The 15,887-nt window shown below is 70.8% G+C and carries 16 protein-coding genes; 13 read left to right on the plus strand and 3 right to left on the minus strand.

Annotation, left to right across the window (positions count from 1 at the left end; translation table 11 throughout):
- Positions 1–151: 151 nt before the first annotated feature.
- Complete coding sequence (locus LP52_RS09350) at positions 152–1,492, minus strand: aminotransferase class I/II-fold pyridoxal phosphate-dependent enzyme (protein WP_238580811.1); 1,341 nt, start codon at positions 1,490–1,492, stop codon at positions 152–154.
- A gap of 35 nt (positions 1,493–1,527) precedes the next feature.
- Here LP52_RS09350 and LP52_RS09355 point away from each other — a divergent pair, with 35 nt between their 5' ends.
- Complete coding sequence (locus tag LP52_RS09355; protein ID WP_040272509.1) at positions 1,528–2,193, plus strand: pyridoxamine 5'-phosphate oxidase family protein; 666 nt, start codon at positions 1,528–1,530, stop codon at positions 2,191–2,193.
- An 84-nt stretch (positions 2,194–2,277) separates the two neighbouring features.
- Here LP52_RS09355 and LP52_RS09360 read toward each other — a convergent pair whose 3' ends face one another.
- Entirely contained in the window at positions 2,278–3,201 is a 924-nt protein-coding gene (locus LP52_RS09360; protein ID WP_052809646.1) for a siderophore-interacting protein, read from the minus strand.
- 146 nt (positions 3,202–3,347) lie between these two features.
- Between LP52_RS09360 and LP52_RS09365 the strand changes: the two genes are divergently transcribed.
- On the plus strand, positions 3,348–4,328 hold the full coding sequence (locus LP52_RS09365) for an ABC transporter substrate-binding protein (RefSeq protein ID WP_040272511.1): 981 nt from the start codon (positions 3,348–3,350) through the stop codon (positions 4,326–4,328).
- Between the two features lie 177 nt (positions 4,329–4,505).
- Here LP52_RS09365 and LP52_RS09370 read toward each other — a convergent pair whose 3' ends face one another.
- Entirely contained in the window at positions 4,506–5,300 is a 795-nt protein-coding gene (locus tag LP52_RS09370) for an SDR family NAD(P)-dependent oxidoreductase (RefSeq protein ID WP_040272513.1), read from the minus strand.
- A gap of 321 nt (positions 5,301–5,621) precedes the next feature.
- Between LP52_RS09370 and LP52_RS27670 the strand changes: the two genes are divergently transcribed.
- The 11 genes from LP52_RS27670 to LP52_RS09425 all read left to right on the plus strand — a co-directional run bounded on the left by LP52_RS27670 (position 5,622) and on the right by LP52_RS09425 (position 15,726).
- Positions 5,622–5,873, plus strand: coding sequence for a hypothetical protein (locus LP52_RS27670; protein ID WP_040272514.1), 252 nt, complete (start codon positions 5,622–5,624; stop codon positions 5,871–5,873).
- Positions 5,873–6,718, plus strand: a complete 846-nt coding sequence (locus tag LP52_RS09380; RefSeq protein WP_052809648.1) for a DODA-type extradiol aromatic ring-opening family dioxygenase — start codon at positions 5,873–5,875, stop codon at positions 6,716–6,718. Before LP52_RS27670 ends, LP52_RS09380 begins: the two co-directional genes overlap by 1 nt.
- A gap of 59 nt (positions 6,719–6,777) precedes the next feature.
- Complete coding sequence (locus tag LP52_RS09385; RefSeq protein WP_040272516.1) at positions 6,778–7,824, plus strand: dihydrodipicolinate synthase family protein; 1,047 nt, start codon at positions 6,778–6,780, stop codon at positions 7,822–7,824.
- A gap of 3 nt (positions 7,825–7,827) precedes the next feature.
- Positions 7,828–9,144, plus strand: a complete 1,317-nt coding sequence (locus LP52_RS09390) for an aromatic ring-hydroxylating oxygenase subunit alpha (RefSeq protein WP_040272517.1) — start codon at positions 7,828–7,830, stop codon at positions 9,142–9,144.
- 5 nt (positions 9,145–9,149) lie between these two features.
- Positions 9,150–9,665, plus strand: a complete 516-nt coding sequence (locus LP52_RS09395) for a 3-phenylpropionate/cinnamic acid dioxygenase subunit beta (protein ID WP_040272597.1) — start codon at positions 9,150–9,152, stop codon at positions 9,663–9,665.
- Positions 9,666–9,686: 21 nt separating this feature from the next.
- Complete coding sequence (locus tag LP52_RS09400) at positions 9,687–9,965, plus strand: hypothetical protein (protein WP_052809649.1); 279 nt, start codon at positions 9,687–9,689, stop codon at positions 9,963–9,965.
- Complete coding sequence (locus tag LP52_RS09405; protein ID WP_040272518.1) at positions 9,962–10,750, plus strand: SDR family NAD(P)-dependent oxidoreductase; 789 nt, start codon at positions 9,962–9,964, stop codon at positions 10,748–10,750. The genes LP52_RS09400 and LP52_RS09405 overlap by 4 nt, the downstream gene beginning before the upstream one ends.
- Entirely contained in the window at positions 10,741–12,384 is a 1,644-nt protein-coding gene (locus LP52_RS09410; protein ID WP_040272519.1) for a thiamine pyrophosphate-binding protein, read from the plus strand. The genes LP52_RS09405 and LP52_RS09410 overlap by 10 nt, the downstream gene beginning before the upstream one ends.
- 429 nt (positions 12,385–12,813) lie before the next feature.
- Positions 12,814–13,866 (plus strand): TRAP transporter substrate-binding protein, encoded by a 1,053-nt coding sequence (locus LP52_RS09415; protein WP_040272520.1) that lies wholly within the window; start codon positions 12,814–12,816, stop codon positions 13,864–13,866.
- Positions 13,866–14,372: a TRAP transporter small permease gene (locus tag LP52_RS09420; protein WP_040272522.1), complete on the plus strand. Its 507-nt coding sequence runs from the start codon at positions 13,866–13,868 to the stop codon at positions 14,370–14,372. Before LP52_RS09415 ends, LP52_RS09420 begins: the two co-directional genes overlap by 1 nt.
- A gap of 61 nt (positions 14,373–14,433) precedes the next feature.
- Positions 14,434–15,726: a TRAP transporter large permease gene (locus LP52_RS09425; protein WP_040272524.1), complete on the plus strand. Its 1,293-nt coding sequence runs from the start codon at positions 14,434–14,436 to the stop codon at positions 15,724–15,726.
- Positions 15,727–15,887: the final 161 nt, after the last annotated feature.

Here is a 15,887-nt window from a genome sequence, read left to right on the forward strand (position 1 = left end):
CCCGCAGCGCTCCGCCGGAGCCGCACCCGGCCGCGGTGACGGAGGGCCGCGGTAGGACCGGGACGACGCCGACTCCCACCTCGGCGGCGTTGCGGCGGCCCGGGAGTCCGGCCGGTGACGCGTTCTCCGGTTCTCCGGCGCTTCCGGCGGATCAGGTGCCGCGCCCGGCGGTTTCGGGACGGAGGGACGCGGCGACGTCCGCGGCGAGCGAGGGCGCCTCGGCGGGGTCGAGCGCCGCGGTGGTGATCCGCATCCCCGGCCGACCGGAGATGCGGAACCGGGCGCCGGGAGCCACGGCCCAGCCGCGGTCCTGCAGCCGGCTCACCACTCCGGTCTCCTCGGGGACAGGGACCCACACGTTCAACCCGCTGGCGCCGTGTGCGGGCACCGCGTGCCGGGCGAGGGCGTCGATCAGGGCCTGCCGGCGCTCGTCGTAGCGGGCCGCGACGTGCCGCGGCGTGTCCGCCGCCTCCCGCCACAGCCGTGCCGCGGTGCGCTGCAGCGTGTGCGAGACCCACCCCTGGGTGACTCGCTGGCGGGTCCGAACACCTTCCACGGTCTGGGGGTCCCCGACCAGCACTGCTGTGCGCAGGTCAGGGCCGAGGAACTTCGAAACCGACCGCACCAGCATCCAGTCCCGTGCCGCCGGGGCCAGGCTGTGGAACGGCGACGAGGTGAACGCGAACCCGTGGTCGTCCTCGATCAGCAGCGCCTGGGGGTGAGCCGCCATCACTTCGCGCAGCGCCTCGGCCCGCCGCCCGCTCAGCGCGGATCCGAACGGGTTCTGCGCCCGCGAGGTCACCACCACGGCCCGAGCCCCGGCGCCCAGGGCGCTCGCGAACGCGTCGGGCAGCGGGCCCTGGTCGTCCACGGGCACGCCGTGCGGTTCCAGCCCGAGCAGTCCGAGCAGGTCGAGCAGAGCGTGCCACCCGGGATCCTCCACGGCGACCCGGTCGCCCGGGCGGAGCCGGCTGAGCAGCGCCTTCTCCACCGCGTCCAGGGCGCCGCAGGCGACGGCCACCGTCCCCTCGGGAACGCCGTCGGCGCCGAACGACTCGGTGGCCACCCGCCGCAGTCCGTCGTCCTCGGCGGGCCATCCGTAGAGGACGGGCTCGGCATCCGGGTTCGCATCGCCGAGCGGCCCGCCGGGCGCGGGCAGCAGGCGGGGGTCGGGGTTTCCGCCGGCCAGGTCGTGCGAGCCCGCGGCGACGGGGACCGCGATGTCCTCGCGCAGAGCCGAGCCGAGACGGGGGCGGACCCGCGTGCCGCGGCGGCCCGCGGTTTCGACCACGCCCCGGCGGCGCAGCGTCCGATAGGCGGCGGAGACCGTGTTCGGGTTCACGCCGAGTTCGCCCGCCAAGCCCCGGATCGGGGGGAGGGTGCAGCCGGCGGTGAGCACGCCGGCGTCCACCGCGCGCTCCACTCCCGCGGCGATCCCTGTGGCGCTGCGGCGGTCGGTTATGTAGGCTTCCCACCAACAATCATCTAGCACAAACATTATTATGTACTAGTTCAAAGGGGAGTGCAATGCCCGTCGCCCCCGACCGCTACGCCCCGACCCCCCGCACCACCCCCACACGCGACAACGGCCGGGTGACCTACGACCGCGAGCTGGTCCACGGGATCCTGGACTCCGAGTACCTGTGCCATGTGGGTTTCGTCGCCGACACGGCGCCGGTGGTGCTGCCCACGCTGTACGCCCGCGTGGAGGACCGCCTCTATCTCCACGGCTCAAGCGGCAGCCGACTGATGCTCCTGGCCCGTGAGGGGGTAGCGGTGTGCGTAACGGTCACCTGCCTGGACGGTCTGGTGCTGGCCCGCTCGGCACGGCACCACTCGGCGAACTACCGCTCGGTGGTCGTGCACGGGACGGCCCACCGCGTCAGCGAAGAACGCGAGGCCCGGCTCGCTGTGGACCGCATCGTGGACCATGCGGTGCCGGGCCGGGCCGCGGACATCCGGCCGCCCTCGGCCAAGGAACTCGCCGCCACCGGGGTGTTGCGCCTCGACATCGCCGAGGTGTCCGCGAAGGTCCGCAGCGGCGGGGTGAACGAGGAACCCGAGGACCTGGACCTGCCGCACTGGGCCGGGGTGCTCCCCCTCCGGCGGTCGGTCGGCGCACCCCGACCCGACCCGAAGATGCCGGACGACGTCGCGCTGCCCGCCTACCTGGAGCACTACACCACGGGGTAGCCCCGGGGGCCGACGCCACCCGTCGCCGCTACGCCCGCTCGACGAGTCGGCGCAGGAGCGTCCGCGCCGACCAGCCGGTGCGGACTACACGCGAAGCTCCACATCGTCGCGTGTGTCGGGATCGGCCGGATCGGCCCCGTCGGCCACCACCCGCTCATAGCGGCGCAGGGCCGCCTCGTCCAACCGCGTGCTGTCCAGTCCGGACTTCCAATAGGCCGCGGAATGCAGGTCGGTGCGCGCGACGCCCAACTCGCCCAGGAGGAAGCGGCGCAGCTCCCGCATCACGCCCGCTTCGGCGGCGAGCCAGGCCTGGATGCGCCCGCCGGGCCGCTCACCTGCGCGCACGGCCTGTTCCAGCAGGGACCCGGCTCCGGTCGGCGAACCGCCCACCACGCGATGCACGGTGACATGCTCGCGCCGCGGAAGCAGACGCATGTCGGAGTCGTGCTCGGCGGCGACATAGACGGTGGCCGGGACCTCTGAAAGCGATTCGATGATCCCCGCGATCGCGGGCAGAGCACTGGAGTCCCCGATCAGCAGGTGGCGGTCCGCACCGGCGTCCTGGTGGAATTCGCAGCGCATCCCGGCCAGGCCGATCGTGTCGCCGACGGAGGCCCGCCGCAGCCACCGCCGGGTGAACCCCTCGTGCCGAAGGGCGTCGAAGGTGATTCGGCACCGGAGGCGGTCGAAGTGCCGGACGGTGAACGCGCGGAACACCGGCGGGCGGGTCTCCCGCGGCCGGGACGCCGGTCCGCCCTCGCCCCGCTGCGGCAACGCCGGGGTGCCGCGGCCGCCCGCGGGCAGAAGGAGCTTGAACGCGTCGGCCGGCCGCTCGTCGCGGTAAGCGGCCAATTCCTCACCGGCGACCACGACCCGCGTGAAACCGTCGGAGACCGCGGCCATCGACTCGATCCGCACCTGGCAGTCGAGTCGTCGGCCCTGCTTGCTGAGCCGCCGGATCTCCTCACGGACTGAGGCCATGGCCAGACCCTCCACGCTGTCGATCATTAGGTTAGGCGAACCTAAACTATTTCTCGACCGCTTTCAAGTGGCGCGAACCCCGAGGACACCGCCGCACAGCGGGCCGCCGCACCCGACTCCCACCACCCACCCCACCCGTTTACACCCGGAGGCCCTAAGGTTAGCCTCACCTCATGAATCTCGTTCGTCGCTTGATCCCCCCGGGCGCCCTCGCCGCCGCGCTCGTCCTCACCGTCGCCGCATGCGGCGCCCCTGACACCGAGCCCACCGCCGACGGCCCCTCCCTGGCCGAACCGGTGACGGTGGAGCACCGGTTCGGCACCACCACCATCGAGGCGCTTCCTGAGCGCGTCGTCTCCGTCGACCTGCAGTGGACCGACGTACTGCTCTCCATGGGCGTCGATCCGGTGGGCTATGCGACCGACTCGGCGATGCCCGAGTCCGGAGTGCCCTGGCAGGACCTCCCCGAGGACGCCGAGCCGCTCTCGGTCGCGGACGGGCTGCCGATCGAGCGGATCGCCGAACTGGAACCCGACCTCATCGTCGGCACCTACTCGATCGCCGACAAGAACACCTACGACCTGCTCTCCGGCATCGCACCCACCGTCGCCTCGCTCGACGACCGCGAGGTCATGCCCTGGGCGGACCTCGTCCGCGTATCCGGCGGGTTCCTCGACGAACGCCCGCGTGCCGACGAGGTCGTCGACTCCGTCGACGACGAGGTGGCGACGGCAGCGGCGGACCTGCCCGGACTGGACGGCGGCACCTTCGCTCTGGCCCAGTACGTCGTCGGCGACAAGATCTACATCGTCGCCGACGAGCAGGACGGATCCAGTGTCTTCTTCCAGGACCTGGGCATGACGATGCACCCGCCGGTCAAACGCAAGGGCGAGGAGACCGGGGAGCCGCGGATCGGCGTCAGCACCGAGCGCGCCGACCTGCTGAGGGCCGACTTCGTGGCCTTCCTCGTCAACGGCGGCGACGAAGGCCGCCTCGCCGACATCCCCGGATTCGACGAACTCCCCGGCACGGTCGCCGTGCTCGACTACCCGACGATCGTCGCGCTCAACACCCCGACGCCGCTGTCGATCCCCCATGCGCTGGACACCTTGGATCCGCACCTCCGAAAGGCGGCGGACGAGTCCGCGTCCTGACCCGGGCACCGGGGCGGCGTCCCGCAGATCTGTCAGCCGCAGACCAGGGAAGGGGGGAGCCGACGCCGATCGGGGGTGAAGGCTCCCCGCCACCGCGCCGGAGCGCTGGCGGCGGCGTTCGCCCGGCCGCACGCCTCCCGCCACCGCCTCGACGCTCCGGTGCTTCCCACGGCCGAACTAGGTGCCCGAGCCGGGTTCGGCCATGCGGCGGTGGGTCTGGGCCTTGCGAGAGTCGGGCAGGACCTTGTTCGCGGCCTCTTGGGCCTTGGTCTTCGCCGAGCCGGCCACGACCCTTCCGCTACCTCGCATGAGCGCGGCGAACCCCTGCTCGGCCACCTGCGCAGGGTCGTCCTTGTCCGATCGGCCGATCCGCGTGTCCCCCATGCCGGCGCGCTCGAAGAACTCCGTCTCCGTCGGGCCGGGCATGAGCGAGGTGACCGTGACGCCGGTGTCCTTGAGCTCGTTGCCGACCGCCGCGGCGGACGACTGCAGGAAGGACTTCGAGGCGTTGTAGACCGCTTGGAAGGACCCCGGCATGGTCGCGGCGATCGACGACGTGATCAGCACGCGGCCCTTGCCGCGCTCGACCATGTCCGGAAGCATGCGCTTGGCCAGGCGGACGGTCGAGGTGATGTTGAGGTCGATCACCGCCTGCTCGTCGGCGAGGTCGGTGTCGACGAACGCGCCGCCCTGGCCGACTCCGGCGTTGAGTGCGGCGGCGTCCACCGGGCGCCCGGTGGCGCTGATCGCGTCGTAGAGCCGGTCCACTCCCCCGCTGCCGCTCAGATCCGCCCGCACGGCGGTGACGGAGCCGTCGCCGACCGCGCTCAGCTGCTCGGCCGCGGCGTCGAGTTCGCGGTCCTCGGCGCAGATCAGCAGGTCGAACCCGTTCTCGGCGAACTTTCTGGCCAGTTCGAAGCCGATGCCGCTGGAGGCACCGGTGACGACGGCCAGTTCACGTGTCTCATCCATGGGCTCCCGCTACCCGGCACGGCTGCCGCCAGACGCCGAGACCGCCGCCGTCATCGGCCTGTGCCGCCCCTGCGGGTCCCTCCGGGCGCGACGCGGAGCGCCCCGGCCTCGCCCGTCGCCCGCCCGCGGTCGGCACGCCCGCCGGAAACTACCCGAAAGGGTAACGCGGCAGGCAGCACCATTTCCTTAGGGTTTGGACACCGACATCCGGAAATCCACCGCTCCGTAACTCCGGACCGAGGGGCCGCAACGATAAACCCGCCGGCCGGGGCGGCCTCGACGTCGACGAGAAGCCACCAGAGGAATGAGGAAGGTGAGCCGGTGTACAGCCTCCACAAACTGCTGTGGGACATTCGCAAGGACCCGGACCTGGCCGAGCGGTACCTCGCTGATCCGGACCCCGTACTCGATTCCTACGGCATCGGAGGCGAGGACCGCGCCGCTATGCGCGAACTCGACTTCAAAACCATGTACGAGCGCGGGTTCAACCCCTATCTGATCTACTTCTGCGCCATCCAGCTGAAGGTCGACCGTGCTGACTACTATGCCCGGATACGGGGGGAGAAGAACTGATGGCTGACACCGCAGGACGGGTCGTGGGCGCCTTTACCGCTTCGCACTCGCCCGGAATCACGGCATGGCCCGAACGCGCGGAACCCGCGAAGCGCGCGGCCGTGGAATCCGCTTTCGCCGACGCGCGGAGCCGAATCGACGCGCTCGAACCGGACGCGATCGTCGCCGTTTCCGTGGAGCACTTCACCAATTTCCACCTGGGCAATCTGCCGGCGTTCGCCGTCGCGACGAGCGACTCGTATCTGGGGCCGGTCACCGAGGAAATGGGAGACTTCCTCAACGTGGAACAGCGCCGGTACCCCGGGCACTCCCGGCTCGGCCGGCACCTCTACGGGTTCGCGCTGGAATCGGAGTTCGACCCCGCCCTGGTCGAAGGCGGCCTGGAGTTCGACGAGAACTTCTGCGTCCCCTTCAAGCACCTCGACCCCGAGTCGAAGTACCCCCTCGTTCCCGTCATCGTCAACGGCGTCAACCCGCCCTGGCCGACCGTGCGGCGCTGCTACGACTTCGGGCGGATGATCCGCCGCGCGATCGAGGCGCAGACCGAGGTCCAGCGCGTGGTCGTCGTCGGGACGGGCGGTCTGTCCCACTGGGTCGGGCTGCCGGAGTCGGGCCGGGTCAACACGGAGTTCGACCGCGACTTCATCGACCGCTTCGAGAGCGGTGACACGGACCGCCTCCTCTCCTACACCGCAGAGGAGATCGACGCCGCCGGAAACGGCGCGCACGAGATCCGGACCTGGCTCGTCGCGGCCGGCTCGGTCCAGGTGCCGTTCGACGTCCTGGCCTACGAGCCGGTCCCGGAGTGGCTCACAGGCACGGCCGTCGCGGCGGCCCGGACCTGAACCCGGCCGCCGACCCCCGCGAACGCTCCCGCTCAACCCCGAGAAGAAGGTAGGACCCGATGAGCAGCAAACTTCCCAAGGTGACCGGTCGCGACATGCGCGGCGTGATGGCCTATCCCCCGACCCCGGCGCTTCCGGGAGCCGACCGGGTCGACGCCGAGAACACGATCGACCTCGCGGAGACCGAGCGCATGATCCGGTCCCTGATCCGTGACGGCGTGGACGCGATCGCCACCAACGGCACCCTGGGCGAGATGCACACGCTGACGCTGGAGGAGTGGAAGGCCTACGCCTCCTGCGTGGCCGAGACCGCACGGTCGGAGGACCCCGACTTCCCCGTCTTCGTCGGCGCCACCACCCTCAACACCCGCGACACCGTCGCGCGGATGCGGTTCCTGGCCGACATCGGCGTCACCGGGACCCTGCTGGGCCGTCCCATGTGGGGCGACATGGTCGCGCCGATCATGGAGAGGTTCTACCGGGACGTCGCCGAGGCCGTGCCCGAGCTGGCCATCGTCGTCTACGACAACACCGCCGCCTTCGGCGGGGTCATCCCGCGCTCCGTCTACCGCACCCTCGTGGACCTGCCCCAGGTCGTGGCGGTCAAGTACGCGGGCGGCGCGTCGGTCGGCTTCCGGTACCACAACGACATGGCCCACACGGGGACCGGCTTCCCGCTGATGCCGATCGAGACCGACTGGTTCCCGGCCTGGGAGATGTACGGCGAGGAGCTCGTCGGGATGGCGTGGTCCTCGACCACCGCCATGGGGCCCGCGCCCGTCCTCGCGCTGCGCGACGCCCTGCGCGAGGGGCGCACCGAGGACGCGCGCTGGCTGACCGAGCGCCTTCGGTGGGCCCACGAGCCCTTCATCGTCGGCCAGGACTTCTTCGAGTTCGCCAAGTACAACGTCCCCCTGGAGAAGATCCGCGTGAACGCCGCCGGCTACATGAACGTCGGCAAGAGCCGGGTGCCCTACACCGAGGACCTGCTTCCCGAGGTCCACCGCACGACCACGCTCGAGCACGTCGAGCGCTACAAGCAGATCACCGCCGAGATCGACGAGCGGCTGGGCTCGGCATCGTCCCGGGCCGCCGAGAAGGTCTGAGCCATGGCGACCGACCCCGTGAGTCCCGGTGCCGAAGCGGCCCTCGAAAGCATCAGGGACGGTATCGCGAAAGGGCGTTTCCCGGCTCACGTCTTCAACGACCGGCAGATCTTCGACATCGAGCGGCAGCGGGTCTTCTCCAAGGCCTGGTGCTTCCTGGCACACGAGTCCGAGATCCCCGACCGCGGGGACTACGTCACGCGCTACATAGCCGACAACAACCTCATCGTCGCCCGCGCCGAGTCCGGGGACATCCACGCCAGCCTCAACATGTGCCGCCACCGCGGAAACATGATGTGCAAGTCCGAGATGGGCAACGCCTCGCACTTCCGCTGCTCCTACCACGGATGGGTGTACAAGAACTCCGGTGAGCTCGTCGGGGTGCCCTACATGAAGGAGGGCTACGAGGGCAGGATCGACAAGCGCGACTGGGGCCTGGTCAAGGTCCGGACGCAGACCTACGCGGGCCTGGTGTTCGGCACGATCGACCCGGACGCGCCGCCGCTTGAGGAGTACCTCGGCGACTTCCGGTTCTACCTGGACCTCTACCTCAAGCAGGGAAGCTCGGGAAGCGAGGTGCACGGCCCCCCGGACCACTGGGTGACCGACACCGACTGGAAGATCGCCGCCGAGAACTTCGCCGGCGACGGGTACCACACCCCTGTCGCCCACCAGTTCGGGTTCAACCTGGGCTACTTCGCCTCGTCGGGATCGACCCACAGCCAGGGCTGGGCCGCGAGCATCCCCGGCAAGGGGCACGGCATCGGGCTCGGCCACACTCCGGGCTTCCCGCCCTTCGCGGGGTTCCCGGAGGAACTGGCCGACGAGATGCGCCGCAGCCTGTCGCCCGAACAGGTCGAGGTCTTCTCCCAGACCCGGACCGCGGTGGGCACGGTGTTTCCCAACCTGTCCTTCTTGATGCAGCCGTTCAGCATCGTCCCGGGCGAGGCGGGCGTGCGGTTCGTGACCATGCGCCTGTACCACCCGATCGGGCCGGGCAGGACCGAGATGTACTCCTGGTGCCTGGTGCCCAAGGACGCCTCCGAGCAGTACAAACGGGAGGCGTACCGCGCCTACACCCTGGCCTTCGCCCAGGCGGGGACCTTCGAGCAGGACGACCTGGAGAACTGGGCCCGCGTGACCCGTTCGGCCGGCTCGACCATGGCCAGGGACATCGAGTTCCCCTACGTCATGGGGATGGACAGCGTCCGCGATCCCGACTTCCCCGGCCCCGGGCACGTGGTCACGCCCTACGTCAACGACTCCAACTTCCGGAACCTGTGGTCCCGGTGGTCCGACTACATGACCGGACAGGTGTGATCGGCGTGGCAGATCCGAAGCCGGACCGGGACACGGTCTTCGACGTCACCGACTTCCTCCACCGCGAAGCCCTGGCACTGGACGAACGCAGGTTCCGGGACTGGCTCGACCACCTGACCGACGACGTCGCCTATGTCGTGCCGCTCCGCGTCACCCGGGAGGGCCAGGCCGGCTGGGAGGTCTCGCCCACGTCGCGGATCTTCGACGACGACAAGCAGACGCTCACGCTGCGGATCGAGCGGCTCGAGACGGACTTCGCCTGGGCGGAGCAACCGCCGTCACGCACGCGCCACTACGTCACCAACGTCGTGGCCGACCCGGGCGAGCGGGAGGACGAACTCCTCGTGTCGTCGAACTGCCTCATCTACCGGAGCCGGGGCGACAGCATCGAGCCGAACCTCTACTCGATCGCCCGCAAGGACACGGTCCGGCGCGTGGACGGCCGGCTCCTGCTGGCTCGGCGCTACGCGGTGCTCGACCAGTCCGTCATCAACGGGCACAACCTGTCGATCCTCTTCTGATCCGACCGAAGGAGCCCATCCATGAATGAGGCCGTTCCCGTCCCGGCGGCGGAGAACCCCGACGACGGCGAGGTCCTCGCCTACCCGCGGGACGGAGGCAACGAGGGGCCCATCGTCGTCGCCAACGAGTTCGTCGACGTCGTCGTACGCAAGGTCGACACCCGCAACGGTGTGCGGCTGGAGATCTGGTCGCCCAGGCACAACACGTGCGTGCGCTTCGACGCGGTCGCGCTGGACTGCCTGAGCTATCAGGAACCGGAGTTCATCACGTCCCTGCTGGCGAGGAAGCCGGGACCGTGAGCGGGGGCCTGGACGGACTGAGCATGCTGGTCACCGGGGGCGGATCGGGTATCGGGCAGGCTGTCTGCAACCGCTACCTCGCCCTCGGCGCCCGGGTCACCGTGCTCGAGCGATCACCCGAGCACGCCGACGCGCTGCGCCGCGGCGCCGGCGACCGCCTCCGGGTGGTGGTAGGCGACGCCACGGACAGCGCGGCCCTGGCCGAGGCGCTGGCCGAGGCGCGCGACGACGACGGCGGCCTCGACCACCTCACCAGCTGTGTCGGGGTGTTCGACCACTACGTGTCCATCCGCGAGCTCACCCCGGCGCAGCTGGAATCGGCGGGCGAGGAGATGTGGCACACCAACGTCCTCAGCTGCTTGAAGGCGGTCAACGTGTGCTACGAGGCTCTGAGCGCGGCCCGCGGCTCGGTGACGCTGACCCTGTCGGAGTCGGCGTTTCACCCCCGCGGCGGCGGCGTACTCTACGGCAGTTCGAAGTGGGCGCTCCGCGGGGCCGTGGACCACCTCTCGGCCGACCTCGCGCCGCGGGTCCGGGTCAACGGCGTCGCACCGGGCGGAACCGGTGGCACACGCTTCGGCGGGTTGGCGTCGCTGGGCCAGACGCTGACCGCCGACCGGTCCGAGGGGCGCGACGAACGCCTCGCCCGCAGCAACGTCCTCGGGGTCACTCCGCGGCCGGAGGACCACAGCGGCGCCTACGCCTATCTCGCCGATCCGGGCGCCGCCCGGATCGTCACCGGGATCGTCATCAACACCGACGCCGGGAGTGGGACATGGACGTGACCGGAAGCGCCCCCGACGGGGCCCAGGCGGTCGGGGCGACGCTCGCCGCCTGCGGGATCGACACCGTCTTCGGGGTCGTGGGCAGCGGCAACTTCGTCGCCACCGACGCGCTCGTCCGCGGCGGGGCGCGCTTCGTCGGCGCCCGCCACGAAGCCGGCGCCCTGGCCATGGCCGACGCCCACTGGCGGACCACGGGGCGCATCGCCGCCTGCAGCGTCCACCAGGGACCGGGCCTGACCAACACCGTCACGGCACTCGCGGAGGCCGCCAAGAGCCGAAGCCCGATCGTGGTCCTCGCGGGGGCGACGTCGGCCGGTATGACCCGCTCCAACTTCTACCTCGACCAGGCGGCGCTGGTCACCGCCGCGGGAGGGATCGCCGAGCACCTCCACCGACCCGGCACCGTCGCCGCCGACACGGTCCGCGCCTGCCGCCGGGCGCTCGACGAGCACCGTCCCGTCGTGCTCAACATGCCGCTGGACGTGCAGGCCTCCACCGCCACCGCACCCCCCGACGGGGTCTCGATCCTGCGACCGGGGGGACGTCCTCGGCCGGCGGCCGATGTCGTGGCCGAGCTGGCCCAGGAGCTGCTCCGTGCCCGCCGTCCCGTGCTCCTCGCCGGCCGCGGCGCGTGGCTGTCGGGAGCCCGGGACTCCACCGCCGCGCTCGCCGAGAGAATCGGGGCCCGCCTCGCGACCACCGCGGTCGTCAAGGGGATGTTCACCGGACATCCCCGAGACGTCGGCATCGCGGGAGGGTTCTCCACCTCCACCGCGGTGGAGACCCTGGAGTCCGCCGACCTGATCCTCGCGCTGGGAGCCACGCTCACGACGTGGACGACGCGCGACGACACGATCTTCCGCGAGAAGACCGCGGTGGTCCACGTCGACTGGGACCCCACCGCACTGGGCCGCAACGCCCACGTCGGCGTCGGCATCGCCGCCGACGTCGACGCCACGGTGCGCGCTCTGCTGACCGAGGTCGGCGACCGCCGATCCACGAGCGAGTTCGGCCCCCTGGAGCGTTCGGCCGCCCCCACCGTGCCCCCGCCTTCGGCCGAGGGCACATGCCATCCCGCCGACATCACCGCCCGATTGGAGGAGTTGCTGCCCGCCGAGCGCTCCGTCGTGGTGGACGGCGGCCACTTCATCGGCTGGCCGGCGATGGGCTGGTCCGTGCCCGACCCCGCCGGCTTCGTCTTCACCAGCGCGGGGTTCCAGTCGATCGGGCTGGGCCTGGGCGCGGCCGTGGGTGCGGCCGTCGCCAGGCCCGACCGGCTCACCGTCCTGGCCACCGGCGACGGCGGGTTCCTCATGGCGGTCTCCGAACTCGAAACCCTCGTCCGCCTGAACCTGGACGCCCTTGTCGTGGTCTACGACGACCGGGCCTACGGCGCCGAGGTCCACCACTTCCTCCACTACGGCTCGGGGCTGGACCTCGTGCGGTTCCCCCAGACCGACATCGCGGGTCTCGCCCGGGGCGCCGGTGCGCGGGCGGTCACCGTCCGGGACCGCTCCGACCTCGCCCAGGCCGCCGACTGGTTCGCCGAACCCAGCGGCGTGCTCGTCCTCGACGTCCGAATCGATCCGACCGTGGTCGGGCCCTGGGCCGAACAGGACTTCGCCGGGCACTGACCCCACCGCCTGCCCGCCCCGGATCGACGGGCGGCGGGCCCTGAAGCCGACCGGTGCCCGGCGCACCCGGCCACCACTGCGGGCGCGACCGCAGCAGGCGCCCGATCCACAGCGACGCCCGCCTTCCTCGTACCGGAAGCGGGCCGGTACGCGCTCCCGTTCGAGCGGCCCCGCGGAGGTAGCCGGGGCCGACGCCCCCACCGCCGCCGCGCCGCGCCGGCGGCCCCCGCCGCGCCGGGGACCCGTTCCCGTCGCCGAGTACCGGCCGGTGATTCCGGCCGCACTTTGTACCCGAACGGGTCACGACCAGCAACTGAGCAATGAGTAATGTCCCTGCACACGCTCGCTGCGGACCCGGGAACCGCCACCGCTTCCCGCTCACTCCCGCCGCTTGTCGCTAACCAAGACCTGGAGATCGAGATGTCTCGAATGAACCGTTCTATCGCGGCAATCACCGCGTCGGGCACCGTGCTCATGCTCTCCGCGTGCATGGGCGGAGGGGGCGGTGCCGGCTCCGACGACGAGATCGAGCTCAGCTACGCGTTCTTCGCGCCGGCCGAGTCGTTCCCGGGAGTCCAGATGGAGGAGTGGGCCGACCGGCTCGCCGAGGAGACCGACGGGCAGGTGACGGTCCAGACCTACCCCGGCGGAACCCTGATGGGGGCGGGCGACATCTACGACGGGGTGTCCGAGGGGGCGGTGGACGTCGGCCTGGACTCCCCGGCCTACGACAGCAGCCGTTTCCCGTTCTCCTCGGTGATCAACCAGCCGGTCGGGATCGAGAACGCGCAGGTCGCCAGCGCCACGTTCCTCGACCTGCTGCTGGAGTACGAGCCCGCGGAGTTCGAGGACTACCAGATCATCACCGCGTTCACCACGGAACCGGCCTACCTGCAGACTCAGGAACCGGTCCAGGACACGGCCGACCTCGAAGGGCAGGACCTGCGCGGTTCCGGCGCGTCGCTGCCCATGCTGGAGTCCCTCGGGGCGGCGCCGGTGAGCCTGTCCATGGCCGAGGTCGCCGAGAACCTCGAGATCGGCACCATCAACGGCTACGTCTCCTCGCGCGAGGTGCTGCGCGACTTCTCGCTCGCCGAGCAGGTCGGACACGTCACCGACTACCCCTTCGGCGTTTCGAACAGCTTCGTGGCCGTCATGGACAAGGAGGACTTCGACGCCCTCCCCGAGGACGTCCAGAAATCCATCCTCGACCTGCGCGAGGAGATGACGACCTTCGCCTCGGAGTACCACGACGACACCAACGTCGGCGAGGCCCTCGACTGGGCGAAGAGCGAGCACGGCGTGCAGACGCACGAACTCGACCCCCAGGTCCGCGACGAGCTGGACCAGCAGATGGAGCAGCTCTCGAAGGACTGGGTCGCCGACCACTCCGACGCCGGCTTCGACGCCCGGGAGGTGCTGGACCGCATGAGTGAGCTGGCCGACCAGCACGCCGAGGGGCTCGCCGCCGAGGACTCGTGATGAGCGTCCTGGTCGCCGCGACGGACCGGTTCGCGCGGCTCCTCGCCCACATCGGCGGTGCGGCGCTGGTCGCCATGATGCTGGTGCTGGTCGCCAACATCGTGCTGCGGACCTTCACCGCACCGATCCCGAGCACCTTCGAGCTGGTGTCGATGGCGGCCGTCGTGGTCAGCGCGATGGCGCTCGGCGAGGCGCAGGTCCACAAGGCGCACGTCTCCGTCGACATCGTCACCAGCCGGCTGGGCAGGCGCCTCCGCCTCGCCATAGGGGCCGTCGTGACGGTCGCCTCGTTCGCGCTGTTCGTCCAACTGGGGCTCAGCCTGCTCGGCTACGGCCTCACCGAGTACGCGACGGGTTCGGCCACCGAGGCCCTGCGCGTTCCGCACTGGCCTCTGGTGTTCCTGCTGCTCGCCGGTGTGGTCGGGCTGCTGGTCGCCTTCCTCGGCGATCTCGGCCGCATCGTCCGGTCATGGCGTCGGCCGTCGTCGGAAGCCGACATCTGGTGACCGGCTCCCCCACCGCTCGCCGGCGCCGATCGCCGCCCCCTCGCGCTGAACGGAGCACCTTGTGACCCCGACACTCGTGGCGGTCCTCGGGATCGCCATCATGCTGGGCATCCTCTTCCTGCAGATGCCGGTGTCCTTCGCCATGCTCGGTGTCGGCTTTCTCGGTGCCGTGCTCGTCAGCGACGTCGACTCGGCGCTGCACCTGATGGCCTCCGACGTCTACGGGCAGTTCTCCAGCTACACGATGGCGGTCGTCCCGCTGTTCATCCTCATGGGACAGATCGTCTTCCGTACGGGGATGAGCGCACGGCTCTTCGGGGCCGCCTATACGTGGATCGGACACCTTCCCGGGGGAGTCGCCGCGACGACCGTCGCCGCCAGCATCGGTTTCTCGGCCGTATCGGGATCGAACTCGGCGTCGACCGCGACCATCGGCGCGGTGGCGCTGCCGGAGATGAAGAAGTACGGATACAGCCAGCGGCTCGCGGGCGGAGCGGTCGCGGTCGGCGGGACGCTGGGGATCCTCATTCCGCCCTCGACCGCGCTCATCATCATCGCCGTCCAGTCCCAGCAGTCCATCACCAAGCTTTTCCAGGCCGCGCTGGCCCCGGGGCTGCTCGTCGGCGTGCTTCTGCTGGCGACCGTGTTCGTCATGTGCTGGTTCCAGCCGAGGCTCGGCCCGCCGGGGCCGAAGGCGACCTGGAGGCAGCGGTTCACCTCGCTGGGCGGTGTGCTCCAGGTCGGCGTGCTCTTCCTCGTCGTCATCGGCGGAATCTTCGCGGGCCTGTTCACGCCGACGGAGGCGGCCGCGGTCGGCGCGCTCGGAGCCGTCGTCATCGGCGTCGCGGGGCGAAACCTGACCTGGGCCGTGTTCTGGACCTCGGTCATCGAGACGCTGCGGATCTCGGCGATGGTGATCCTGCTGGTGGCCGGCGCCGTCGTCTTCGGCCGGTTCCTCACGCTCAGCCGGCTGCCGTTCGAACTGGCCGCCTGGGTGGCCGACCTGCCGGTCGCACCGATCGTCATCGTGCTCGCGGTGTTGGCGATCTACCTGGTCGGCGGCGCGATCATGGACGCCCTGGGGTTCCTCGTCATCAGCATCCCGCTGCTGTTCCCGCTGATCACCGGGCTGGGATACGACATCGTGTGGTTCACGGTCATCGTCGTGCTGATCACCACGATCGGAGCGATCACCCCGCCGGTGGGCGTCAACGCCTTCATCGCCGCCGGCCTGGACAGATCCCTGGACGTCGTGACGGTGTTCCGCGGCAGCATCCCCTTCCTGATCCCGTTCGCCGCGGCGATGGCGATCTTCATCGCCTGGCCCGGGACGATCCTCTTCGCGGTCGACTGAGCCCGCGGTCCCCTACACCCGAGCCGGGGCGGCGGAGCGTCCGCCGCCCCCGGCTCCCGCACGCCCTCAGCATGCCCTCGTGGCGCCGCCTGCCGCAGGTCCCGGATCTACCCGACCGGGTGATGCCGGCGGGGGCCGAAGCCGCCGTAGCGTCGCCACCA

Origin of the sequence: Streptomonospora alba, assembly GCF_000826685.1 — a bacterium.
GTDB lineage: Bacteria > Actinomycetota > Actinomycetes > Streptosporangiales > Streptosporangiaceae > Streptomonospora > Streptomonospora alba.

Excerpts from the sequence above, each read along its gene's own strand:
- LP52_RS09370 (WP_040272513.1), bottom strand. The coding sequence starts at position 5,300 with ATGGATGAGACACGTGAACTGGCCGTCGTCACCGGTGCCTCCAGCGGC.
- LP52_RS09365 (WP_040272511.1), top strand. The coding sequence starts at position 3,348 with ATGAATCTCGTTCGTCGCTTGATCCCCCCGGGCGCCCTCGCCGCCGCG.
- LP52_RS09355 (WP_040272509.1), top strand. The coding sequence starts at position 1,528 with ATGCCCGTCGCCCCCGACCGCTACGCCCCGACCCCCCGCACCACCCCC.
- LP52_RS09380 (WP_052809648.1), top strand. The coding sequence starts at position 5,873 with ATGGCTGACACCGCAGGACGGGTCGTGGGCGCCTTTACCGCTTCGCAC.
- LP52_RS09360 (WP_052809646.1), bottom strand. The coding sequence starts at position 3,201 with ATGATCGACAGCGTGGAGGGTCTGGCCATGGCCTCAGTCCGTGAGGAG.
- LP52_RS09390 (WP_040272517.1), top strand. The coding sequence starts at position 7,828 with ATGGCGACCGACCCCGTGAGTCCCGGTGCCGAAGCGGCCCTCGAAAGC.
- LP52_RS09415 (WP_040272520.1), top strand. The coding sequence starts at position 12,814 with ATGAACCGTTCTATCGCGGCAATCACCGCGTCGGGCACCGTGCTCATG.
- LP52_RS09410 (WP_040272519.1), top strand. The coding sequence starts at position 10,741 with ATGGACGTGACCGGAAGCGCCCCCGACGGGGCCCAGGCGGTCGGGGCG.
- LP52_RS09420 (WP_040272522.1), top strand. The coding sequence starts at position 13,866 with ATGAGCGTCCTGGTCGCCGCGACGGACCGGTTCGCGCGGCTCCTCGCC.
- LP52_RS09385 (WP_040272516.1), top strand. The coding sequence starts at position 6,778 with ATGAGCAGCAAACTTCCCAAGGTGACCGGTCGCGACATGCGCGGCGTG.
- LP52_RS09400 (WP_052809649.1), top strand. The coding sequence starts at position 9,687 with ATGAATGAGGCCGTTCCCGTCCCGGCGGCGGAGAACCCCGACGACGGC.